16 protein-coding genes and 2 pseudogenes are annotated in these 22851 nt (G+C 66.7%); 12 read left to right on the top strand and 6 right to left on the bottom strand.

Annotated elements, in window-relative coordinates:
- The 3 genes from A3CU_RS0139940 to A3CU_RS0139925 all read left to right on the top strand — a co-directional run bounded on the left by A3CU_RS0139940 (nucleotide 1) and on the right by A3CU_RS0139925 (nucleotide 4565).
- Nucleotides 1-618 (top strand): hypothetical protein, encoded by a 618-nt coding sequence (locus A3CU_RS0139940; RefSeq protein WP_027946944.1) that lies wholly within the window; start codon nucleotides 1-3, stop codon nucleotides 616-618.
- Nucleotides 619-1290: 672 nt separating this feature from the next.
- Nucleotides 1291-3003: a trypsin-like serine protease gene (locus tag A3CU_RS55505; RefSeq protein WP_342668963.1), complete on the top strand. Its 1713-nt coding sequence runs from the start codon at nucleotides 1291-1293 to the stop codon at nucleotides 3001-3003.
- Nucleotides 3004-3518: 515 nt separating this feature from the next.
- Nucleotides 3519-4565, top strand: a complete 1047-nt coding sequence (locus tag A3CU_RS0139925) for an IS630 family transposase (protein WP_211246641.1) — start codon at nucleotides 3519-3521, stop codon at nucleotides 4563-4565.
- 1412 nt (nucleotides 4566-5977) lie between these two features.
- On the opposite strand, the gene A3CU_RS53760 is transcribed toward A3CU_RS0139925, so the two are convergent.
- The gene (locus A3CU_RS53760) at nucleotides 5978-6382 is read right to left on the bottom strand and encodes a hypothetical protein (RefSeq protein ID WP_169739748.1); all 405 of its coding nucleotides are present in this window, start codon (nucleotides 6380-6382) and stop codon (nucleotides 5978-5980) included.
- A gap of 42 nt (nucleotides 6383-6424) precedes the next feature.
- On the opposite strand from A3CU_RS53760, the gene A3CU_RS0139915 reads away from it, so the two are divergent.
- Nucleotides 6425-8404 (top strand): tetratricopeptide repeat protein, encoded by a 1980-nt coding sequence (locus tag A3CU_RS0139915; RefSeq protein ID WP_169739747.1) that lies wholly within the window; start codon nucleotides 6425-6427, stop codon nucleotides 8402-8404.
- A 48-nt stretch (nucleotides 8405-8452) separates the two neighbouring features.
- Here A3CU_RS0139915 and A3CU_RS0139910 read toward each other — a convergent pair whose 3' ends face one another.
- Nucleotides 8453-9292: a serine/threonine-protein kinase gene (locus A3CU_RS0139910; RefSeq protein WP_027946941.1), complete on the bottom strand. Its 840-nt coding sequence runs from the start codon at nucleotides 9290-9292 to the stop codon at nucleotides 8453-8455.
- Nucleotides 9293-9322: 30 nt separating this feature from the next.
- Between A3CU_RS0139910 and A3CU_RS0139905 the strand changes: the two genes are divergently transcribed.
- From A3CU_RS0139905 to A3CU_RS0139885, 5 genes are all read left to right on the top strand, one after another.
- A complete protein-coding gene (locus A3CU_RS0139905; protein WP_052373011.1) occupies nucleotides 9323-10900 on the top strand; it encodes a PD-(D/E)XK nuclease family protein in 1578 nt (525 codons plus the stop codon).
- The gene (locus A3CU_RS0139900) at nucleotides 10897-11913 is read left to right on the top strand and encodes a pPIWI_RE_Y domain-containing protein (protein ID WP_156960796.1); all 1017 of its coding nucleotides are present in this window, start codon (nucleotides 10897-10899) and stop codon (nucleotides 11911-11913) included. Before A3CU_RS0139905 ends, A3CU_RS0139900 begins: the two co-directional genes overlap by 4 nt.
- Complete coding sequence (locus A3CU_RS49095; protein ID WP_052373009.1) at nucleotides 11913-15293, top strand: pPIWI_RE_Z domain-containing protein; 3381 nt, start codon at nucleotides 11913-11915, stop codon at nucleotides 15291-15293. The genes A3CU_RS0139900 and A3CU_RS49095 overlap by 1 nt, the downstream gene beginning before the upstream one ends.
- Nucleotides 15281-17920, top strand: a complete 2640-nt coding sequence (locus A3CU_RS0139890; protein ID WP_027946938.1) for a pPIWI_RE module domain-containing protein — start codon at nucleotides 15281-15283, stop codon at nucleotides 17918-17920. The genes A3CU_RS49095 and A3CU_RS0139890 overlap by 13 nt, the downstream gene beginning before the upstream one ends.
- A 94-nt stretch (nucleotides 17921-18014) precedes the next feature.
- Entirely contained in the window at nucleotides 18015-19028 is a 1014-nt protein-coding gene (locus A3CU_RS0139885; protein ID WP_156960795.1) for a hypothetical protein, read from the top strand.
- Between the two features lie 14 nt (nucleotides 19029-19042).
- Here A3CU_RS0139885 and A3CU_RS53250 read toward each other — a convergent pair whose 3' ends face one another.
- Together A3CU_RS53250 and A3CU_RS0139875 are read right to left on the bottom strand one after the other, a co-directional pair.
- On the bottom strand, nucleotides 19043-19222 hold the full coding sequence (locus A3CU_RS53250; RefSeq protein WP_027946936.1) for a hypothetical protein: 180 nt from the start codon (nucleotides 19220-19222) through the stop codon (nucleotides 19043-19045).
- A 420-nt stretch (nucleotides 19223-19642) separates the two neighbouring features.
- Nucleotides 19643-20095, bottom strand: coding sequence for a hypothetical protein (locus A3CU_RS0139875; protein WP_027946935.1), 453 nt, complete (start codon nucleotides 20093-20095; stop codon nucleotides 19643-19645).
- Nucleotides 20096-20285: 190 nt separating this feature from the next.
- On the opposite strand from A3CU_RS0139875, the gene A3CU_RS53245 reads away from it, so the two are divergent.
- Nucleotides 20286-20441, top strand: a complete 156-nt coding sequence (locus A3CU_RS53245) for a hypothetical protein (protein WP_156960794.1) — start codon at nucleotides 20286-20288, stop codon at nucleotides 20439-20441.
- On the opposite strand, the pseudogene A3CU_RS54980 reads toward A3CU_RS53245, so the two are convergent.
- Nucleotides 20428-20684, bottom strand: a pseudogene (locus A3CU_RS54980) (ACR3 family arsenite efflux transporter); the annotation flags it as partial. The gene A3CU_RS53245 and the pseudogene A3CU_RS54980 overlap by 14 nt on opposite strands.
- A 65-nt stretch (nucleotides 20685-20749) precedes the next feature.
- Between A3CU_RS54980 and A3CU_RS49085 the strand changes: the two are divergent.
- On the top strand, nucleotides 20750-20896 hold the full coding sequence (locus A3CU_RS49085; RefSeq protein ID WP_245617535.1) for a hypothetical protein: 147 nt from the start codon (nucleotides 20750-20752) through the stop codon (nucleotides 20894-20896).
- A gap of 26 nt (nucleotides 20897-20922) precedes the next feature.
- Nucleotides 20923-21418: pseudogene (locus A3CU_RS49080) on the top strand (nitroreductase family deazaflavin-dependent oxidoreductase).
- 18 nt (nucleotides 21419-21436) lie between these two features.
- Here A3CU_RS49080 and A3CU_RS49075 read toward each other — a convergent pair.
- Nucleotides 21437-22834: an MFS transporter gene (locus A3CU_RS49075; protein ID WP_043844189.1), complete on the bottom strand. Its 1398-nt coding sequence runs from the start codon at nucleotides 22832-22834 to the stop codon at nucleotides 21437-21439.
- Nucleotides 22835-22851 lie beyond the last annotated feature (17 nt).

Genomic DNA, 22851 nt, shown 5'->3' with positions numbered 1-22851 from the left:
ATGACAGACGGGTTTGTGCGGTTGTATCGGCGGGATTGGACGCCGGAGCAGGTGTTGCGGCGGGTGGACTCGCTGGCGGCGACCGGGATGGTGCTGGGTCATCCCCGTACCGGCCGGATCACGGCGCTCAGCGGGGAGTGGGAAACCCTCGGTGAGCAGGTCGAGATGACGCGAGACGGCGTGCTCGCGGCCATGGCCGGGCTGAGGGAGAAGCGGTTCACCTTCCAGTACTGGCTGACTGACACCGAGGAGGAGGCCAGCGTTATCTGCCTGCTGAGCCAGGTCGGTGCTGATGTGGTCGTCGAGGACTACGATCTCGATGGTTTCGGTGGTCCGGTCTACCGGCTCGGGCAGAATACGGTGATCCGCCGCATACTGGCTGAGTTTCGGGCGACCGGGCCGGCCGCGGTCGGCCTGGTCGTTGACCGGTGGGGGCCGTCGCTGGAGACCGATCTGGACGACATCGTGACCGGCGGGCCCACACCGGTGACCGTGGTACCGGAGCTGATGGTGCTGCGGCCCGAGATCGCACGCCGACACCCCGAACTGTCGACACTGGTTCCCTTCGACGACTTCCTCGCCCACGACACCGACGACATCCTCGCCCTGGCACAGTGACCGACCACCATCGGAACTCGTCGGCCCGAGACCGACAGCCCGTCCATCCTCCGGCGCTCGATATCGCCAGGAAGTGGCTCGGCGACGGCAATGTGTTTCTCTTTCCGAAGTAGGTAGGAATGTCATACGGATTTGTACAGTTGTATTGGCAGGGCTGGACACCGGAGCACTACCGAGAACTTGACGCAAATGAAATGAGAGGTATATCGTGTCTATTTTAGGTAATACTGCCCAATCCTGCACGGATCTCCTCTGCTGACCGGTTAGTAATTGCTACTCTTATTGGGCGAGGAAAAATGCGCATTCGGAGTAAGGTATTGACCTTATGGCCGTAGGAGCCGGCCATAAGGTCACCGCGGAGCTCACCACTGACGACGGCACACACCACCGTCGCAGTCAACCTCACTGGCAGCACGCCGGTCGGCATCCGTGCCAACCCGGCCCACCAGCCCACCACACTGCTGACGCTTACCACCACCAGTTGAGCGAGCCTTAATAGTCGTAAACAGCCAGAGCCTGATCATCCATGCAGCCGTTTCAACGCCTCGGCTCTTACGAGGAATTGAACATGTCCAGCAAGATCTGCGCCACCGCACTGGCGGCGGTCGCCCGTCTCGGTGGCAGCCTCCGCCTAACCCTGACCGGAACTATCTGACTCTCACGGAGTTTTTCATGCCTGGCTTTTCGCGAAGATATCTTGGCGCTACTGCCGTGGCTGTGGCGTTGTGCAGTGCTGCCTTGTTCGCTCCACCGGCTGGGGCGGTGACTGGCGATGCCACCACGTCCGGGCCCGGGGCTGTGGTGAAACTCAGCAACACCCACGGGGCGTGCAGCGGGGTGCTGGTCGCAACACAGTGGGTGCTGACCTCCAGTACCTGTTTCCCGAACGCGACCCCGTATGCCGCACCCACGGAAGCGACCACCGCAACTCTCGGGCGCAGCAACCTGACCACTGGCACCGATGGTCATGTGGTGGCGGTGACCGCGCTGGTCCCACAACCCAACCGGGCGATCGTGCTCGCTCGACTGGCCACCCCGGTCACCGACGTCACCATCGCCCCACTCGCGACGACCCCGCCCCAAGCCGGGGACGGCATCTTCATTGCCGGATACGGCCGGACCGCCACCGAATGGGTGCCCGACCAACCCCACTTCGCCACCGTCACCGTCGACACCCTCGACACCACAACCCTCACCATCAGCAGCACTACTAGGCCCACCACGTGCAAAGGCGACGCCGGCGGCCCCGCCTGGCGCACCACCAACGGCCAGACCGAACTCCTCGCGCTGAACCACTCCTCGTGGCAGGGCGGGTGCCTTGGCGAAACCGAAACCCGCACCGGCGCCACCGAAACGCGTATCGACGATCTGCATGACGTGCTGACCCAGCAGGTGAATGACCCGATCGTGGCGCACTACCTCGACCTCGGCGGAACAGCCTCCGTTCTTGGTGCACCCGTAGGGGGCGAATACGCCGTGACCGGCGGCACCGCACAAAACTACGAGCACGGCGCGATCTACTACTCCGCCGCCACCGGAGCCCGCTACATGCAGGGCCCGATCCTCGACCGCTACCTGCAACTCGGCGGACCCACCGCCCTGGGCCTCCCCATCACCGACGAATCCGCCACCCCCGATGGTATCGGCCGCTACAACCACCTCAGTCGCTCCGGCGGTGCCTCCATCTACTGGTCGCCCACCACCGGGGCCCACGAAATCCAAGGCGCGATCCGCGACAAATGGGCTGCCCTCGGCTGGGAAACCCGCATCGGTTACCCCACCACCGATGAAACCGGCGCATCCGACGGTATCGGCCGCTACAACGACTTCAGCCTCCCCGACGGCGCATCCATCTATTGGAGCCCCAGCAGCGGAGCTCACGAGATCCAGGGCCTGATCCGCGACAAATGGACCGCGCTAGGCCGGCAACAGGCCATCGGCTACCCCACCACCGACGAATCCGTCACACCCGACGGCATCGGCCGCTACAACCACTTCAGCCTGCCTGCCGGTGCCTCCATCTATTGGAGCCCTGGCAGCGGAGCCCACGAAATCCAGGGCGCGATCCGCGACAAATGGGCCGCGCTGGGCTGGGAAACCGGACCCGGCTACCCCACCACCGACGAATCCACCACCCCCGATGGGATCGGCCGCTACAACCACTTCACCAACCACACGTCGATCTACTGGACACCCCAAACCGGCGTCCACGCCGTGGTGGGCACCATCCGTGACACCTGGGCCTCCCTCGGCTGGGAAGCCGGCCGCCTCGGCTACCCCACCAGCGACGAATACAGCATCCCCGGCGGCCGACGCAGCGACTTCCAACACGGCTTCATCACCTGGAACGCCGCCACCAACACCACCCAAGTCACCTTCACATAAAACCCAACCACAAGAAATCGCACACTGACCCAGCAACGCGTAACGAGGTCCCCCAGGGCGGTCCAGCACCGCCCTGGGGAACCATCACGTCAGTCAAAGCGAATCCAGCCGCCCGCGCCGGGGACTCGGGACTGCAAATCCCCAGTGCCGCAGCTGGTGACGATCACCGCCAGCCAAGCCGCCGCCACCGCCCTCGAACACGATCCGCCGCAACACGTCTTGACGTGGCCGCTCCGCCAGACCAGCCAGGTGTCACCAGCCGCCGAAGACACGGTCGATCGCCGAACGGGTCCGCGCCGTGCTGACCGACGCTGCCGGCGCGAATCGAAGGTTCCGTTGTGCCGAGTGCCACGGCGTTCAGCCGGTCGTGGCTGCTGGTTCGTCCGCCCGGGGAGCACGGTCGGGGAGCAAATCGGGAGCAGACCTATGCGCTGAACAGTCCTGAACGTACGTTACTAAGGAGTTCGTAAGTAAGTCGAGACTCGCCGGGTGATGTCCCAGGTTTTCCGGTGGTTGTGGGGGAGAATTCTTGTGTGCGCGATAACGATGGCCGGAAGCTGGATCATAAGACTCTCGAGGTGCTGCGGATGCGGGCTGTTGAGCAGGTTGCCGCGGGTGCGCATCCGGAGGAGGTGGCGATCACGCTGGGGTTCCACAAGAACACCGTCTATGGGTGGCTGGCCAAGGTTCGCGAGGGCGGGCACGGTGCTTTGAAGGCCAAGGCGGTACCGGGTCGCCCGCCGAGGCTGTCGCCGACGCAGATCTCGCGGTTGTATGGATTCATTGTGGGTGTGGATCCGCGGCAGTTGTCGTTCGAGTTTGCTTTGTGGACAAGGGAAATGGTGCGGGAGGTGATCGTCCGCGAGTTCGGGGTGAGGTTGAGTGTGGTCAGCGTCGGCCGGCTGATGCGCACGATGGGTCTGTCCCCGCAGCGACCACTGCACCGGGCCTACCAGCAGGACCCCGACGCGGTGGAACGCTGGAAGACCGAGCAGTTCCCCGCGATTCGCGCCGAAGCCAAGAAGGCTGGCGCGACAGTGTTTTTCGCTGACGAGGCTGGAATCCGCTCGGACTACCACGCCGGGACCACGTGGGCGCCGGTCGGGCAGACCCCGGTCGTGGCGAACACCGGCGCCCGCTACTCGATCAATATGCTGTCTGCGGTATCCGCCCAGGGCGCGCTGCGGTTCATGGTCCACGACGGCACCGTGACCGCCACGGTGTTCATCGAGTTCTGCAAACGGCTACTCACCGACGCTGCGGGACCGGTGTTCCTGATCGTCGACGGGCACCCCAGCCACCGCGCCAAGGCCGTCACCAAGTTCGTGGCCAGCACCGACGGCCGACTGCGACTGTTCTTCCTGCCCGGCTACTCCCCACAACTCAACCCCGACGAATGGGTCTGGAAAAACGTCAAACACGACCGCATCGGAAAGACCGGCGTCACTAGCAAAGACGACCTGAAAACGAAGGCCACCGGGGCCCTACGACGCCTGCAGAAACTCCCCGCACTCATCTGCGGGTTCTTCCACGACCCGAACCTGGCCTACATCACCGCCTGACTCGACCTACTTCCGAACTCATTAGTAACTGCTTTGAATGGACCCGTACCGACCTGCGGAAATCTCATTTCCGCGGGCCAGCGCACTATGTCGTCCTTGGTTCACACCTATGGGCTCTTCGAAGTGTGCTCAACGTACCTCAATTGCATCAAACCGCAGGTCAACGGCCGCGAACGGCCCTGTCGAGAGTCGCTGCCCCGGTGAGCTCTTCGTACTTCTGGGAGCAGCCCCAGGCCACCTTGGTCCGCTCGTCGATGAACATCCGCCTCTGCCGATGTGCGGACATTCGTCGGTTGCTGCTCTGGACAAGCGTGCTCGCGCTGTGACCAGGAAGGTTTTCCGGGTTGGTCAGCTGCAGTGGTGCGATGGACCAACGCGGCCACCCATACGGCGATCGCCTCTGTACGCCGGGCGGCGGGGTGACACAGGTGACTGCTTCGGGCAGCTGGAGCGTTACAGATACGTGATCACAGCCGGCACTGACCGCGGGTGTTCCGGGCTGTGCTGCAATATCTAAGGAAACAGCGGGCGTAGTCTTGTCCGGCTGGTCGAATCGGGCCCCGCGACGCGAATGGGCCAGGTTCGCCAGGCGGACCCGAGAACTCGGAAGTCAGGCCGGTCAGCAATGCGACCGCGACCATTCATGCTCGCGTGGTCGTTAGTCGGTAGCGCCGCACCGCGGGACCGACTGGTCGTCCGCGTCCCCGGAGGAGTCGCCGGGTCGGTCGCCGGAACCGGCGACCGACCCGGCAAACCCGGTCCCAGTTCGCTCAAGCGGCCCGGCGGGACGACGTCGGCCGGGGATGGGCCGGGGTCGTTGTCGGGCGACTGGGGCGCCGGGGCGGCCAGGTCGGCCGGCGGCCGCCGCTGCCAGCTCGGTGCGCGGCACCCCGGAGATGACGGTTCTTCTGCACCTGGTTCTCCTCGATCTTCGATTCCTGGTTATTTCCTGCGGGGGATCCTCGCAGGCCAGGCCATCGTGGCAGGCGAGCGGAGGGGGCCATCCGCCGAGGTCGTGGGTCGAACGTGGGTCGAACGTGGGTTGGCTCGCTGGCCATTGGCCGCGGAGCGGTGCGAGGATCTGGTATCGGTTCGGTTGCGACACGCTCCCGAATAAATCCTTCCGATTCAAAGTAGGGTTGATGGAAATCCACCTCTTGGGTCCGTTGGTGGTGCGCGTGGACGGCCGTGAGGTCGATATCTCGTCGCCGCTCGCAAAGGCGTTGCTCGCCCTTCTCGTTGTCGCGCCGAACCACAAGTTGCACCAATCAGAGATCGTTTCCAGACTCTGGCCAGGGCAACGGGTTCCGTTGGCCAGCGTCCGAGAGGCCAGCCGAGCACTCAAAGAGCGATTGTCGGACGTCAAACCCAAAAACAAGAACCTGCAGTGCATGATCGATCTCTCGGGCTGGTCAGTCGATTTCATCCGGTTCACGAGCGGAGTCACCGAGGCGAAGCGGCTCGAGGGCCATGGCCGGGCGGAACGCCTTCAACGCGCGCTTGACGAATGGCGGTCCGAGCCACTCGTGGATGCGGATCTGGAGAAGTTCGATCTGCGCCAGGAACAGCGGTACCTGGACGATCGGCGGCGTGCGGCCACCTTCGACTTCCTCGAGGCGACATCGGAATGCGGTGACCTCAGGGGTTTCCAGATTGCTATGTACGACGCGGTTCGCCGGTGGCCACACGACGTTCCGATACTGACACTCGCGTCTGGCGTCATCGCGGAAGCCGAATCTGGGGCCCGGGCAGGGTCTTTTCTGGCCCGGCACCTCCAAAAGCACGGCGATCCCGACGGCCGGCTGGCCGAACTCCAAGCCAGGTACGCACCGCACCCCGCTGAAGCTCCGCCGCGCACTGTGGTTGTCCGGCAGCTACCCGCTTACCAGCCGAGTCTGGTCGGGCGGCACGCGGAACTGCGAGAACTCGACGATGTTCTCGTACGTGCCGAGCCTGGTAACGCACGGATCGCTCTGGTGTCCGGCATGGCGGGGGTGGGCAAGACCGCGCTGGTGCGAGGCTGGGCGAATCGGATGGACGAGGCGTTCCCAGGCGGCACGCTGCACGCGGACCTCAACGGCTTCGGCGCGACGTCTCCCGAGGCTCCCGAGGAGATCTTGACCAGATTTCTCAAGGATCTCGATGTTGAACCACCGACGACAACCCTCGACGGGCTGATCACGGCGTTCCGTTCCGCGACTGCCGGCCGTTCGCTGCTGGTCGTGCTCGACAACGCCCGGGATGCCGCACAGGCCCGACCCCTGCTCCCGGGGGTGGGGTGTGCCGTCGTCGTCACCAGCCGGGTTCGCCTCGAAAGCCTGATCGCCCGGGAGGGAGCCCATCCTCTCACCGTGCAGCCGTTGGAGCGGCCCGACGCGATCGCCATGCTGGCCAACTCGCTAGGTGCGGACAGGATGCGCCGCGCGGGCCACCTGGTCGAAGAGATCGCTGAGTTGGTCGGCGGACTCCCCCTGGCGCTGGCCGTGGTCGCGGCGCGGTTGCACAGGCACCCCAGCGAAGAAGTCCGCTCGACCCGCGACGCGCTCCGGGAAACCAAGACCAGGCTCGACACCCTTTCCCCGGGCCGCGAGACGGACTTGGACGTCCGGGTCGCTCTGTCGTACTCCCACGAAGGCCTGACCAGCACCGCAGTCGAATTGTGGGCCTTGCTCGCCCTGCACCCGGGCCCCACGGTCAGTTCGGACGCGGCGGCGAACCTCGCGGGCCGGGACTGCGCAGCCGACATCGCGGAACTCGTCGCGGCGCACCTGCTGGAGGAGCCGGTACACCGGCGGTTCGCGATGCATGACCTGGTCCGCGACTACGGGCGCGAGCTGACCGGCCTGCTACCTCCGGGCAGGGCCGAAGAAGCGACCACGGCCGTTTTCGATTACCTCCTCCAGCACGTGGCGGCTTGCGACCAGGCCCTTGTGCCCGGCCGCCAGCTGCCGATCCCCGCGTCCCCTATCGGCAAGGTGGCGGTACCGCCGACTGCACGGGACGCGATGGAGTGGCTGGACGTCGAGTATCCGACGATCACCGCGGCACTTCGCCAAGCGGCCGAAACTGGAGCCGATCAGCACACCTGGCTCCTGGCCGTAGCGCTCGTGACGTACCAGTGGCGCCGGAGCAGGTTCGCGGACGCCGACCGCTACCTGCGTACGGCGGCCGATGCCGCCAAGCGCGTCGCTGGCCTCGCCGACCAGGCGATGGTCTACCGCATGCTCGGGGGCTCCCGATGGAACATGAAGGAGTACCCGCTGGCCGAAGGGGCGCAACGGCATGCGGTTCGGCTGAGCGAGGAAGCCGGCGATGTCCGTGGCCTCGCGTATGGACACATCGGGCTGGCAGAAATCCATCTTGGCCGGTCAGAACACTCGATGGCCCGTGCGGCATACGGCCGGGCTTGCACCCTGTTTCGGCAGCTGGGCGACGAACTCGGCGAGGCCGACGCGCTCGGCGGCATCGCGCGGGTCGCGCTCGCTGAGGGCGACCACGCCCGCGCGGTTGAAGCCTGTTCCGATGCGCGGGACCGGTTCGCCCATATCCGTGACGTGAACGGCGAAGCGTCCATCCTGGTCCTGCTGGGTGACGTCCATGCGGACTGCGGGGACTGGTCACGAGCTGCGGCGAACTACGACCTCGCGATTTCCCATTACCGGTCCCTGACCCGGCACAGTCACGAAGCGAAAACGCTCGTGCTGCTGGCCGGTGTACTACGGCTCGACGGCCGCACCGACGAAAGCGAGCAGGCGTTACACCGCGCACGAGATCTGTACCACGAGCTCGGCGACACGTCCGGCGCCGACCGGGTCGCCGAAATGCTGGCGAATGTCTAGGAGGCAATCCAGTGGCGCACCAGCCAGTACCGGAGCACGGGGTCGGGTTCACGACCCGGCCGGGGTGGCGGGGTCGGGGAGGAGTCGGGCCAGCTCACCGGCGACCTCGGCCATGGCGTGCGGCCGGTCGCCGGGATTCCACTCGATCATGCGGAGACCCACCGAGCGCAGCTCCGGGGCGAGTGCCTCGAGCGAGCGACCCAGCCGGTCCGGGAACGGCAGGCCTGGAACCGGCCGAAGCCCCGTCGTGTTGTCATAAGGAAGGTCCATGATTGCCAGCTTGAACAGCAGACACCCCAGTGAAAACACGTCCGAGGCCACCGTGGCGGGGGAACCTTGCAGGACCTCGGGAGCGGCGTACCCGAGGGTGCATTGCGGCCCAGCGTCGATATCCCGGGGAATCGCGCTGCCGAGGTCGATGAGCCAGACCCGGCCGTCAGGGGCGATGAGCGCGTTCTCGGCCTTGATATCCCGATGGACCCAGCCCCGTGCGTGCAGTTCACCGAGGGGGTCGCACAGCTGGGCGATAATCGCCGCCGTCCGCGCGGACGAAACCGGGGCTTCGTCACCTGCGAAAGCCACGAGATCGCGACCGTCGACATCCGGCATGACCAAGAACTGTCGTTTGGCGTGGTCGCCACCGGGGCGAGCCAGGAGCAGGCCGGGCACATCGCTCAGCGCTTCCGCGACGGAGGCCTCGTTGAGGATTTCCTCGCCGTACTGCTCGTATTCGGCGGTGTTCTCGAAGAACCGAGCCAGCTGGATCTTGAGCACGAGCCGCGCTCCGGTCTCCCGGTCCGTGACCCGGTAGACCTCACCCGAATTCCCCTGGCCGAGTGCTTCCCGCACGACGTAACGGCCGCCGACGACCTCACCCGGATGAAACACCCCGAAATGCTCTCACGGAAGAAGGAAGAAATGACGTCATGGCACCCCCCGGCCGGGGTGTCCGGTGATTCCGGCCTGATCAAGGTGTCGGTCGGGATGCTCGGATCGGCCAGGTACCGCTGCCCGGCGCGCGACGCGCTTACCGCACGGCCGCGCTACCGGGCCGACACACCGGTGCCTCGCAAGCCCGAGATGCTGGAGACCTTCACGAACGGTCCGTTCATGGACGTCCTCGACCTCGTCGAGCACCAAGGAACGGCAGTCGGAGACGCGCTCGCGAAGGTCGGTAAGCGCCCATTGCACGACTCCGTCCGACGATGGACGGACCACGCCGTCAACCGCTACCTCGATGCGTTCCCACCCGGTCAGGACGGCGCACTGAAGCCGTTCCGTGGACGGTGGGTCTACGAAACCACGCTGGCCCAGGCGGATCAGCGAGGTGCCCGGCAGTACCGGATCACGGTCTGGGGCCGGTGCTACCGCTCCGCGGACGGCAAGGTCCGTGAAGTACGGCTGCCGGTGAACCGGCTCGATGGCCGGACGCGAACGGACGCCGAGATCGCGGTCGCCGCGCTCGTCCTGGCCTCGGGAGGTCCCGACGCGCCCCCGGAGCACGTCACGATCCGGCAGTTCGGGATGCTGGACGGCCGGTCGCTCACCTTGTTCGACGGCTCGCGGCAAGCCGCTCTCGACCTGTACGCGGTGTCAGGCCGGACCGCTCTGGCGCAGCTGGTGGACGCCGGCGAACCGTTCGTGTATCGGCCCGGTGCCGCGTGCGCCGACTGCCCGTTCGCTGCCGTGTGCCCCGAGCTGCGCCGGACTCCGGGACTGCTGGGTGTCCGGAACCGGCGGCGGCCCCGCCGGAGCTGGTCCGCCACGTCGGCGCGCAACTACACCGTCTGCCCGGCCCGTGACTACGGACGTCGTCAGCGCCTGCCCGTTGACCAAGGGGTCGAGCGCGGGCCGTCGGCCGAACGCGGGCGAGCGGTGCATCGGTACCTCGAGGACCGCCACGACAGAACCACTTATCCCTGCAACGCCCGGATCTCGGCGGACTGGGTACCACCGGGCTTCAATCTGACCGAGGAAGACCGCGCACTCGGCACCGTGCTCCTGCGCCACCACGCTGTGGTGTGCCCGGTTCGCCACACGCGGACATTGGCTGACCTCCGGGTGGAACCCGACCTGGTCTTCGACGACACCGACGCCGACACGGTCGTCCTGGCCAAGCCCGACCTCTTGTACCACGACGGCACCACGTGGGTCTGGCGGGAGGTCAAGACATCGGCCTCGGCACGCCGTGGGACGCGTCCTTGGCTCGAGCAGTATCCGCAGCTCGCCTTGGCGACCATTCTCGCCGCACGTGACGACTTCGGGCTGGGAATCGGCCGGGTCGAGCTGGAGGTGCTCCGTCCCACGGGAGCCGACCTCTACACGCTCGACCCGCGGACACCGGAAGTACGCCGGCACGCCGAGACGGTGGTGCGCGAGTCATTCAGCCAGTGGCACGGCGACGACCGGTTCCTCCCCGTGCCAGGCCGGCATTGCACAAGCTGCGAAGTGGCCCAGTGGTGTTCCGCTCGGGAAGCGACCGAAGGAGAGGCATGATGGACGCGACGACGTTACTCCACCACCTGGCCTGTGGCATACACGCTTTGTCCGGCCACGACAGTGCGGGCCCGTCGGTTCCGCCGTACCCGGATGACACCCAACACGCCCTGGACCTGGTCGTGCGGGAGTGCCTCGACCACGAGCGAACGCCGCCGGCGGGAGTGCCCGAGCTGGTCGAGTGGTGCACGGACCTCGCGTCAGAGCGCTGGCCGTACCCGCCCGCGCACACCGGGATGGCTCTCGTCGATCCGGTGCACCGCACCCGGACACGGGCTTGTGCCGAGCTGGCGGGAGTGGCGGCCATTGCCGACGCGCTCATGGTCGAGGCCCTGTCCGATCTTCCCGCGGCAGAAGCAGCCGAGCGATTCCGGTTTCTCCGGTCACACGTTCTGGTCGGACCTGACACACAGCGCGAACTTCTGATGAAGAATCCGAAGGCCGCGTCGGTCTTCAAGTTTGTCAAGGCTCTGTACCAGCCGGTTCCGGCCGCCTGGGTCGTCCGGGGACGGGTCGGCCTATGCGAGTGCGGGCTGCCTGCCCGGCCGGACCGCCTCACGGGCGAACTCGTCACCTGGTGCGAGCGAGAAACCTGTCCGCCGGGGGCTTGGGTTGAGCAACGGCTGCCGGCTGGCCGGGCGTTGCTGCTTCATTCCGCGCTCCGGCTCTTCGTGGCCTTACCATCCACATTAGACGATCGGGTTCGCGACGGTCTCGTAGCCACAGGCCTTCCGGTTCGCACTTTAGATCTCGCCACCCGACGCCACGAAGTCCGGTTTCCCGGCAGAGCACCAGTTTCCTTCCGGTGCTACGACCGCATCGTCGCCTCGGCCCTGGCCATCGACGCCACAGCCGACCGAGTGGACATCGCGGTGATCCCGGACAGCTCCACGTTGGCCACGCCGGTCGCCCGCCGGGCTTTCGCCGGCGCACTGCCACTCGGGTCACCTGTCACCCTCGCGACCGAAAGCGAACTGCTCGCTGGCGCGACCAACGACCGAAAGGATCCCTGATGCGCGACCCTGGACCCGTGCTGGCACCCGTCCTGGACGCCCTCGACGAAGCTGGCCTCCGATCGGACCAGGCAGCCTTGCTGTGCGACGTCGAACTGGGGCTCCGGTTGCACGAACGGCTCAACCGCGGCGAAGCGGTGGGCGGGGCTTGGGTTCTCTTCTGCGGAATCCCCTACGCCCGCGGCCGCGGACTCGTGACGAGCGACGAAGCGGCTACCGCTCTCCGCTCAGCGCGCTTCTCGTTGTGGACCTTGCGTCGGCGGACGGCATGGCACGACGCCCTGGCGACTTACCAGGCCCTGAACAAAAAGATCCGGGCCTTCGACGTACCGAGCCCGGACGCGCAGATCGTCCGGTTGCCGACAGAGGGCATCGCCGATGACAGATTCACCCGGTACGACCGGCTACTGGCTACGGCCCCTCCCTTCAGGGGCAGCCCAGTCGTCTTCGCGCGGCAAGGATTGCACCGGTTCCAAGCCGGCCGCGCGACGGTCCGCGTCGATTTGCCCGACACCGCGCACCTCGCCCGGCCGGCCGGACACGACATCCACCTGCTCCCGCCCGGAAGTGGCGAGCCGATATCGGTGAACTGGGACGACCTGATCGTGACGGCCGAGGACATGGACATCATCGAACCTCACGACTGGGCGTGCCGTATGCGTTCGGTCCGGCTCCGGACACGAGGAGAGTCGACGTTTTGTGAAAATCGCGATTTCACCATCGCGGGGATCGAACACCTGCTCGGCATCGTCGGAGCGGGGAAAAGCACCTTGCGTGACGTGCTGACCGTGCACCTCGCCCGGCAGGGCGGCCGGATCACTGTCGTGGTCGGCGACATCGCCGAAACCCTCGAGTTGGTCAGGCTCTACAACCTGTACACCGGGGGCATGGCGGCGCCGATCCTGGGCGCGTCGGGCAAGGAACGGCATGCGCAGCGGATGCACCGCAGGCTGGCCGGGCGCGGCGAGGCGAACGTCCTCGCCCACCAGAATCCCGGGTTCAGCTACCTAAGCACGTCGTGCGTGCTGAACACCCTTCTCGGCGACCAAGACGACATCCTCGCGTTCAACCAGGCCCCGTGCACGCGGCTCCACCGCCGCACCGTGCGGCCCGACGCCAAACGGGAGTGGTCGACGGTGCCGGTGACCTGCCCCTACTGGGCTGGGTGCCCACGGCACCGCGGCGCGCACGAACTGGTGCCAGCCACCATCTGGGTTTCGACGCCTGCCGGTCTGGTGGACGCCGCCGTGCCACGACCACAGAACGCGGAAAAGATCCGCTATCTCGAGGCGGCCTGCAGACGCAGCGACCTCGTTATCATCGACGAAGCCGATCGGGTGCAGATGCAGCTCGACCGGATGTTCGCTCCCGCGGTCGCCCTGGTCGGCGGCGCGGACAGCAGGTCGCTGCTGGACGACCTGGTCGGCCACAAGAACCGGGAGCTGTTCGAAGGCGCCCGCACCCAGCTGTCCCACCACGATGTCGAGGACTGGACGGCCGCAGTCAACACGATCACTACGACGACCGACCGACTGTACGCGATGCTGGTCGCCGACCGCAGCCTTCGGGACTGGGTGCGGACCGGCTATTTCAGCGCCTGGACCTTGCAGCTTCGGCTGATCGAAGAACGCTACCCCGACGACGCGACCGACGCGGAAGAGCCTCGCCGGCAACTGACCGAGCTGCTCGACGAGTTCCGGGACAACCCCTTCGGAGACCGCGCGGGGAAGGTCACTCCGGAGCTGACAGCGCTCGTGAACGAAGTGCTCACCACCGGGCGCCAGCCGGCAACCCGGCGAAAGCTGAGCGACTTCCTGGTGAAGTTGTTCGATCTGTCTCCGAAGCTGACAGAACTGCAGATCGCCTACGACGAGGAACAGGAACAGCCCAGGCCAGCCAAGCGCGGTCATAAGCCGGCGCGGGATCCGGCGGACTGGCTGGACGAGAAGCGCCGCCAGTTCGAGTTCACCCTCCTGCTGTCGGCGCTGGAACCGAAGCTGGCCCTGATGAACGCGATGTGGCCTCGCGTCGAATCCGTCCTGAAACTGGGCTTCAACGACATGTACCAGCGACCGCCGGACTACGGCCCGATCGTCCCGGAAGCTCCGATGGGGAACGTGCTGGGCTTCCAGTTCATCGTCGACGGGCCGCCGCGGCACGGCGTGCAGAGCGGTGAGCTGCGGTACTTCCGGTGCAGCGGCATCGGGCGGGAATTGCTCCGCGCCATGCCCGACCTTCCCCGGGTCGACGGCCGCCCGGGCACCAACGTGCTCCTGATGTCGGGGACCAGCTGGGCGGGCAGTTCCAGCCGCTACCACGTGCCGGTCCCTGTCGGCGTCATCCTGCTTCCAGATAAAGACCACGTCGAAGCCGTCGTCGGTGGAACCGAAATGCGGTTCGAGTTCCTGCGAAGCGGAGCCGGGCCCGAGACGCTGAAGCTTTCCGGCGCCGACCTCGACGAGCGACCGGAGATCCTCCGCCGCATGGTCACGCGCCTCGGCGAGCCCGACCACGACGGCAGTATGCTGGAGCGCGAGCTACGGGAGTGGCCGGATTCCCGCCGCCGGATTCTCCTTCTGGTCGGCAGCTACGACGAAGCCGAGCTGGCAGCCGACACCCTGCACACCCTGAGCCCGAGGTGGAAGGGCCGGGTGGTACGGCTCGTGTCCGACGACGTCGAGGTCGTCGTCGGGAGCGACGACGAACGACACGCGCCTGTCTTGCGCCGTGGCGATGTCGATACCCTCCGCCACACCGACGCGGAGATCCTCGTGGCGCCGCTGCTCGCCGTAGAGCGCGGGCACAACATCCTGAACGACGACAAAGTCGCCGCCATCGGCAGCGTTTTCTTCCTGGCGCGGCCCAACCCCCGGCCCGACGACCTAGGGCTCGCGGTCCATACCGTGAACGACTGGCTGGTCCGGTTCACCGACAGCGCAGACTTCGCCGAGCAGCTGGGCGAAGCGAGCGATCTGGACCACGGTGCCACGGCGATCCGCACGGAAGCGCGAGCCCGTTGGTACCGAGCCCTCGCCAGGTCGCTCGGCTGGAGCTCGCTCGGCCCCGACCGTGACACGGTGACCTGGGACCTGCTGGTGCTCATCTGGCAGGTCATTGGCCGTCTGGTGCGCGGCGGGGTGCCTGCCCGCGTCGTGTTCGTCGACTCCGCGTTCGCCCCGGAAACGGCCGCAGGCAGACCGGCCGAAGAAACGTCCACGACCAGCCTGCTGCACAACATTCACGCCGTGCTGACGCCGTACCTGACCGCAGACTCCACCGAACCGGCGCACGATCGCTACATCGTCGACGCGCTCTACCGGCCGCTCTGGGCGGCCCTGGACCGCCTTCTCAACGACAGGACTCCGGAATGCACTCTCTGATCACTCCCTGCGCATACGAACCCGACCCCGACGCCGGCCCGTGGGTCGAAGACCTCCACGTAACGACCTTCGCCGAGCAGTGGCGCACCGAACTGACCGATCTGTCCGCGCTGGGTTGGCGGAGCCGGGAACCGTTCGCCGGGCTGCCGGTCCGAAAGCTCGACAGCCTCCTCCGCGCAGTGGCGCCGGGAATACTCGCGACCGGCCGCGGTGCCGCCGCCGACAGTTCGGTGCCATGGCTCTACGCGTGGGAGCCGCTCCCAGCCGGCGTCGTCCTACCTGCGTTCCTAAGCTGGGTCGCCGCTCTCCGGCCGGAGAGCGAGCACCAGGCCGCCACCCGCCGCGTACTCGACGCGGTCCGCCGGACGGAACCGGAGTGGTCGACCTGCGCGGTTGAGCTGTCCGGTACCGACGTGTCCCCGGGCGGTACCGCTTCGCCACACCGACGGCTCTACGCGCTCCTACCCGAGTTGCTGGCCCTTCGCTTGGCCGAGCGCCCCTTCCGCGCCGAGGGGGCGGACACGGACATGTGGTTCCGCGTGGTCCGGCTCGAACATGGGGCGGAACTGGTTTCGTGGCCACCGCAGACGTTCCGGAAACACGGGGTGGACCACCGGTACTCGGCCCGCTTAGGGATCACTCTGCACACCGTGCCGTTCTCCCCGTCGTTCCGCGTCCACGTGTCGTCGGGGATCCGCCGGTGGGCGACCCGTTCCCCTATCTGGGTTCCAGGTGGGCGCGGCGCCACCGTGCTGTTCGACCTCCCGTTCCCTTGGGAGGAGGAGACTGAGACGCGCCGCCTCCGTCTGGTCGGAAACGCGATGAAGTTCTCCGCCTCCGACGGGCGTTACACGTGGCGGGGGCACAGCCCGGTGGAGATCATCGATGACCTCGACCTTGTGAGGCGTTACCCGAAACCCGAAGACCTCATCGCCGACCCGCGCGCGTGGCTGGCTGGCCAAGACGACGTCATGGCGGCGGTGGTGCACAGCACCGCGATGGGCCCGCACAAGATCGCCACCGGCCTGATGCCCGGGGAGCGGGCTCACCTCGACAAGTGGGTCGAAGCCGGGCTCCGTCCCTGGCTGCGCCGGCTTCCTTCGCTGAAGCGGGCGTTCCACGTCACCAAGCCGGTCCTGCTCCCGAAGGTGCCGAAGACCGACCCGGTGCGCCGGGCCGCGGTGGAACTGCGGGCTGTGTCCGGCCGCAGGGCCTCGCTACGTGCTGCCTTGGCGGGGGAACCGCTGCACGTCGATATTGTCACTGTCTACCCGGAGACACGGGAGCACCTGCTGCGACAGCTAGCCCTGCTGCTCGGGGTTGCTGACCCCGGCGAAGGCGACCTCCGCCGGTGGTCCATGGACGGGCTCGAAGTCGATCTCGTGCTCTCCGACGCAAGCTCCCTAACCACGGCTCTGAAAACTAAGCCGGACGCACAACCCCAGGCCGCTGAGGCACTGCGCACACGGCGAGCGGCGGTGGCCGCGCGGTACCCGCTTCGCACCGGTCGCCCAGGACTGGCCCTGATCGAGATCCCCGGCGCCGATCGTTTTACGATTCCCGGCACGGACCCGAAGCCTGCCTTGCGGCTCGGGTTCGCCGACACCCGGCGGCTCTCCCAGTTCATTCAGATCGCCGACGACCACACCGCGGATCCGGCGACCCGCGCCGAAGCCGCGTGCCGGGACGGGCTTCGTCAGCTCGGTGCCTCCTCCGCACCGCCGCACCGAGCGGGCACCGATATCCCGGCCGACCTCCAGTACGTGGCCCTGTGGGTGGTGCGCAAACAAGCCACGACGATGACCAAGCGAGCCAGCCGGCATCTTGTCGCCGTGCGAGTGCGGCCGGCCGATCTGGAATACCCGGTCCGGGGCTGGGACGACCGCGCGCAGGACTGGGTTCCATACGCGGACCTCCTCGTGTCTCTCGCGGCGGGCGGAGGCCCTGCCGCCGACGTACCGGCGAGTGGCCTTCGGCCGCTTCTTACCGTCGAGGACGAACGAGCCGACATCGAACGACGCGTGCGCGCGATCCTCTTCCAGGTCCGGAACCGGCCGACACTGCTGCTGGCGAACGCGGGCAACCTGCGGGACTCGTGGCGGTGGCTGGGCAACGAAGCCTTGGTGCGGGACAAGCTCGGCTTCGCCGGCGAACCGGACCAACGGCTGGGTGCCTTCGGCGAGCACCTGCGGGTTGTCCTGCTCCGCGACCGCAATAGCCGAGACGAGGTCCCGCAGTGGTACGCGCCCGGCAAGGACAACGACACGCCCGGCTTCGGTGTCGGCCTTTGGGTGTCGCAGGACGCGGCATCGGATAATCGGGTTTTCGCGAGCACGGCCGACGTACCCAAGAACTTCCCCAAAGTGCCCCGCGGGCTCCGCAAGCTCGCCGGGGAGCAGGGCGCCGCCCCTGCGCCCACGGTGACCGCCTGGAACCCGCAGTACCTGGAACTAACGGTGCTGGGCTGCCCCGCGCAGGACGAGGCGGCGACATGGGCGGCGATCGCCCACCAGCTCAGGTTCCACGACGACTACGTCCCCCTCGCCCGGCCCCTGCCGATGCACCTAGCCAAGCTCGCCGAGGAGTACCTGAGCCCACAGCCCGCGGACGGCGGTTCGCCGGAGTGATAGCAACCCCGGAGTGCCGTTGGGGGACAACCCAGCGGCACCTCGTACTGCATGTTCCTACGGCACTGACGACGGCTTCCCATAGGCTATGAAAATGACATTCGGTGATTCACGCTCACCGGCAGGCAGGGGGCCCCGGTCGGTCCCGAAGCCGAAACGGCTTGCCCACCTCCGCCTCGACCCTCGCGGCTACCCGATCATTGCCGTGATCGGCCAGGCGCCTGGGGACATCGACTTCGGTGCGCTGTCGGAGCGGCGAAAGCTCGCTCTGGCCACCTTCGACCTCTGCGCAGTGTGCGCGCTTCCGTTCGGCGAGGAGCTGCGGTGGCAGGTTTCCGTCGATGAAGCAGCAGCGACAGCGAAAACGCTTGTCTCAAGCGAGGCACCGGTCCATGAAGTCTGCGCCCTGTACGCGGCCCAGGTCTGTCCGTTCGTCTCGTCACCGTATGCCCGGCATGGCGACGAAATCCGTAGAGGCTTGAAGCGCCCTGAGGTCACCTTCTTGACCGGGTTCCGCCAGACAGCGCGGGTCTTCGGCCGACGCTCAGGGCTTCAGACATCCGAACGCGTCCTGCATTTCGAGACCACCGACGTCGAGCAGCGGCTGAGGCTATCTTCCTCGGCCGAAGCGATCGATGCCTACCAGCGGGCGCTTCAGACCGAGGTGGAGGTCACGATCGACGAGGCCGAGCGAGAAATTGCGACGCGCCTCACCGAGCTGACGACCGAGGAAAGTGAGGATTCCGGCAGCGTGATGGCTGGCGCCGCGTGGTTCGTGGGCGGTGCGTTCTGTCCGGGTGTCGGCAAGGTGCAGGGCATGCAGCGCTTCGCCGAAGACCCGATGTATACGGCTCTCGCACGGCGGGTGCTGCTGGAACCCGGATTTGCGAAAAAGTTCGAGGAGACGGATGACCTCTACACCCGCGCTGCGGTCAAGTGGCTCAACAGCCGAGACCATCTGCCCAAGATCCTGGCGAGCTGGCGCAACACCGCGTTGAACCGGGCGCGGCATGGTCGGCCGTCGCCTGGCAAGAGCGGTGGCGGCATTGATCCCAGGAAGTCCAAACGCAAGCTTCAAGGCGCGGCTCGGCGCAAGAACCGCCGGTGACCTCGACACGGCTGTCACTTGCTGAGGTCGGCCTCGTACCTGGACAGCGGCGGCAACTGCAACTCCGCGATCCGCGCCGGGACCAGATAGCGATGCCGCTTATCGACACCGCACAGCCCGACGCCCTCGCTCAGCTGTGCGCGGAGCTCAAGCGCTACAGCTTGCTGCTCACCGTAGGCCCGCCCCGCATCCACGGAGCGGCGTCGCGGTTAACCCCATCGCCATATTCTGACCGCGCAACCGGTCCAATCGCCAACGCACTCTTCTGTCGCCGATAGCACATCCGACCGGTCACACGCATACCGAATGGTCACACCACTGCCCGGTACTTCACAGCATTGGCACCTTCACATGTTCGCCTGCCACGGGCTGTCGGGAGCATCGCGGGGAGCAAATGGAGAGCAAACATGCGCGTCGAACCGTCCCGAACTGCATTCAACGGCGCTGAGAGGTCTAAATCTTATGGCGCTCTTCTTTGGATTTCGTGCAAAGCTGCACGATACTTTGAAGGACCGACAGTTCCGCGGAGGACGGGAGCGCGTCTCCCCTCACGAGTTCGGCACGCATGAAGTGGCCCACGACTCGGCCGCGTTCATCGCGGGCACCAGCAAGCGTTAGCGCACACCGTTTTCGTCGACGGTGAGTTCCACCTGCGGGCCGCCGGTGCCGCAGTCGGGACCGTTGGGATACACCGCTTTTGGTGTGACGGTGAGCGTCTCGCCGGCGAAGGTCACCCGCACCGGGGCGGCGGGAAGCTCGGGGATTACGGCGAATCCGGTCTTCCCGCCAGTCTCGCGTACCTGAGCGCTGCATGTGTCATCAGGACCGGTGCCGGCACAGGTCGAGTCAGCGGCCGTCGTGGCCGGCGACAGCACGAAGGGATATGTGTGGCACGAGCCGTTCCAGCATGCCTCCAGGCTCGTCGTATCGGCGAAACGCCCGGCCACCGACGGCGTGATCCGCACATTGATGCCTACCAACGCGGCGATCTCCGTACACGGCCGTCCCGGAGCGCCGGCCTGAGTCCCACAGGCCGTCAGGAGCACCAGCAATACCAGTATCGGCATGACTGATGGACGGTCGGCGCTCTCAGAACGTTGCATCAACCCCGCACGTACGGCGAGTCGAGCCTGACGGCGTAGGCGTCGACGGCAGCAGCCGGTCCGAGACGGACTTATCCGTCTGGGGTTCCCGAAGTTCCTCGCGGAGGTTCTGGGTGCGACGACGGCGTTCGGGGTCAAGCGGATCCTCGGCGCCGTGCCTCAGGCGCAGTTGGCCAAGACGCTGCGGGTCATGATTCCGCTGGTCTGCCCGGACCTGGACGTCTGTCCGGCGCGCGTCGACGTGCTGAAGGTCTACGTCTCACCGGCGCTGACTGGCGAGTTGAAGAAGTTCGTCGCTAGCCTCCGGTGACCGCACACCGTGCTTGCGTCCCCTTGTCACCCCAGCGCTTGCGGAGCCAGAGGCTGACGTCGACAGGGGACGAGCACGGGGACCTCGATCAGCGGGCCGACGACCCCGGCGAGAGCTTGGGCTTGTGCTCACGCCGAACACCGCGATGGCGACGGCGATCGCGAGTTCGAGGTTGTTGCCGGCCGCGGTGAACGCCTGCGCCGTCGTGGGCGAGTACCACAGACGAGCGGCCTTGCCGGGCGCTCTGGGCGGTCGGCGTCGGCATCTGGGAGCGCTACCACGGCGAGTACACCGACGAGGTGAAACCGATGGTGGAATTCATGCTCCGCAAACGAGTCGCGGTCCGCCTCGACGTGGCGCGCGTCCGTTCCTGGGACCACCGCAAGCTCGGCCTCGACCCGATGCCGCTGGCCGGATCGACCGCCGTCCACTGCCCGCAACCGCCTGCCCGCTGACGCGTTCGCCCCGCCAGGAGGTCACGATGGGACGCTTTTCCCTTCCCGCACAGGCACCGAAGGGCCTGGACTCGCCGGTGACGGCGGCGATCATGAAGTACATGGCTAAAATCCAGGTCAAGGTCTTCACCGCCACCGACGGCCGGATCGGCAGCAAATGGCGCGTCGGGGCCGGTTTCCGCCACCCCGTGCCGACGCTGCTGCTGGGAACACCGCGGCCGCAAATCCGGCCGGACGTTCACCACCCCGCTGCTGTACCTGCGCTCCGGCGACGACCTGATCCTCGTCGCCTCCCAGGGCGGCCTGCCGAAGCACCCGCAATGGTATTTCAACCTGCTCGCGCACCCGGAAGCCCGCGTACACGTCAAGGGCCGTCGCGATCTCCCGGTCACGGCGCGAGTCGCGTTGGCGGAGGAACGCCGCGAACTCTGGCCGCGGATGGTCGAACTGTACGCGGATTTCGCCAAGTACCAGGATTGGACGGATCGCGAGATCCCGGTGGTGGTGCTCGCCCCGCGTTGACTGCGGGCACGGTCAGAATCACTTCCGGTCAGACTCCCCGAGGGAAAGCGAACCTTCCCCGGCCGCGGTCCGGCGCTCAGCCAATTCCTTCTCCACCTTCGGGTAAATCCGCTCCAGCCGGTAAGCCCAGAACAAAACAATCAACAGCACGAACAACGCCATCGGCACATACACGAACAGCGCGTTGATCGCCGACAACGCCGAATCCGGCTGGGTGTGGTTCAAGCCGTTGTAGCCCGCCGCGCCCATGACCCAGCCCAGCGCTGCCGCGCCAAGGCCGTAGCCGAGTTTCTGCCCCATGCTGCCCGCGCTGTAGAGCACGCCCTCCAGCCTGCGCCCGTTCTTCCACTCGCCGTATTCGATGGTGTCGGGGAGCATGCCCCAGATCGCGCCGAAGATCGGGATCCGGCCGATGCCGCGGAGGATCGAGCCGGTGACCGCCAGGGCCATGTCGGTCGGGTCGATGGCGATGATCAGCGAGCCCGCCACGAAGACCGCCGCGCCGACGATCATCGGGGCGATTTTGCCGAAGCGGTTGTACACCGACTGCATGAACAGCATGCCGAGCAATGCCGGGATGTAGAGCATGAAAGACATCAGCGCGGCGAAGCCGGCGTTGCCGAGAAAGTATTGGGCGAAGTAGGCGGTCGCTCCGGTGTAGAGCGATTCCGCGACGCTGAACACGATGAAGATCGCGAACAGCAGCAGCCAATAGCGGTTCCGCACCGCGAGTTTGAGCGATTCGACGATGCCGGGTTGATCCTGCGGCGGCGCGGTGTCGACGATGCGTTCCCGCGTATTGCGGAAGGTGATGAAGAACAATACGGCCGCGAGCGCGCCGAAGAGGCAGAACGTGATGATCCACGCGCGCTGGTCGTCGCCGAGCGCGCTCACCAGCGGCAGCGTGAGAACGGTGACGACCAGCGAGCCGAGGGTCGCGCCGAACATCCGGGTGACGTTGAGCCGGGAGCGCTCGGTGAAGTCCCGCGTCATCCGGGTGTTCAGCGTTCCGTACGGGATCACCGCGGCGCTGAGGGCGATGTTCATCAGGGCGTAGGTGATGGTGATGTACACCAGCGTCGGCGTCGGTTCCATGCCCGGCACGGTGAACACCAGTATCAGCGCTATGGCGAACGGGGCGGCTGCCCACAGCACCCAGGGACGCGCTTTGCCCCAGCGGGTCGAGGTCCGGTCGACGATCGCGCCCATCCCGACGTCGACCACTCCGTCGAACAGCCGCGCGATGAGCACTATCGTGCCGACCGCCGACGCCGCCGCCCCGATCACGTTGGTGTAGAAGAAAGCCACATAGGTGGCCAGTGCACCCCAGGCGATGTTCGTGGCGAGGTCACCGCCGCCGAAGGAGAGACGCTCCTTCCAAGTCACCGTGGCGAATTCGTCGCTTCGTGTGCTCATCGTCGAGCGTCCCTTCG

It is taken from the genome of Amycolatopsis taiwanensis DSM 45107 (assembly GCF_000519205.1).
Taxonomy (GTDB): Bacteria; Actinomycetota; Actinomycetes; order Mycobacteriales; family Pseudonocardiaceae; genus Amycolatopsis_E; species Amycolatopsis_E taiwanensis.
This window is presented reverse-complemented; position numbering and strand designations above follow the sequence as displayed.

Bases quoted from the DNA above. Each gene is read 5' to 3' on its own strand.
- A3CU_RS0139940 (WP_027946944.1), top strand. From the start codon at position 1: ATGACAGACGGGTTTGTGCGGTTGTATCGGCGGGATTGGACGCCGGAG.
- A3CU_RS55505 (WP_342668963.1), top strand. From the start codon at position 1,291: ATGCCTGGCTTTTCGCGAAGATATCTTGGCGCTACTGCCGTGGCTGTG.
- A3CU_RS0139905 (WP_052373011.1), top strand. From the start codon at position 9,323: ATGACGTCATGGCACCCCCCGGCCGGGGTGTCCGGTGATTCCGGCCTG.
- A3CU_RS0139900 (WP_156960796.1), top strand. From the start codon at position 10,897: ATGATGGACGCGACGACGTTACTCCACCACCTGGCCTGTGGCATACAC.
- A3CU_RS49095 (WP_052373009.1), top strand. From the start codon at position 11,913: ATGCGCGACCCTGGACCCGTGCTGGCACCCGTCCTGGACGCCCTCGAC.
- A3CU_RS0139890 (WP_027946938.1), top strand. From the start codon at position 15,281: ATGCACTCTCTGATCACTCCCTGCGCATACGAACCCGACCCCGACGCC.
- A3CU_RS0139885 (WP_156960795.1), top strand. From the start codon at position 18,015: ATGACATTCGGTGATTCACGCTCACCGGCAGGCAGGGGGCCCCGGTCG.
- A3CU_RS0139875 (WP_027946935.1), bottom strand. From the start codon at position 20,095: ATGCCGATACTGGTATTGCTGGTGCTCCTGACGGCCTGTGGGACTCAG.
- A3CU_RS49085 (WP_245617535.1), top strand. From the start codon at position 20,750: ATGGTGGAATTCATGCTCCGCAAACGAGTCGCGGTCCGCCTCGACGTG.
- A3CU_RS49075 (WP_043844189.1), bottom strand. From the start codon at position 22,834: ATGAGCACACGAAGCGACGAATTCGCCACGGTGACTTGGAAGGAGCGT.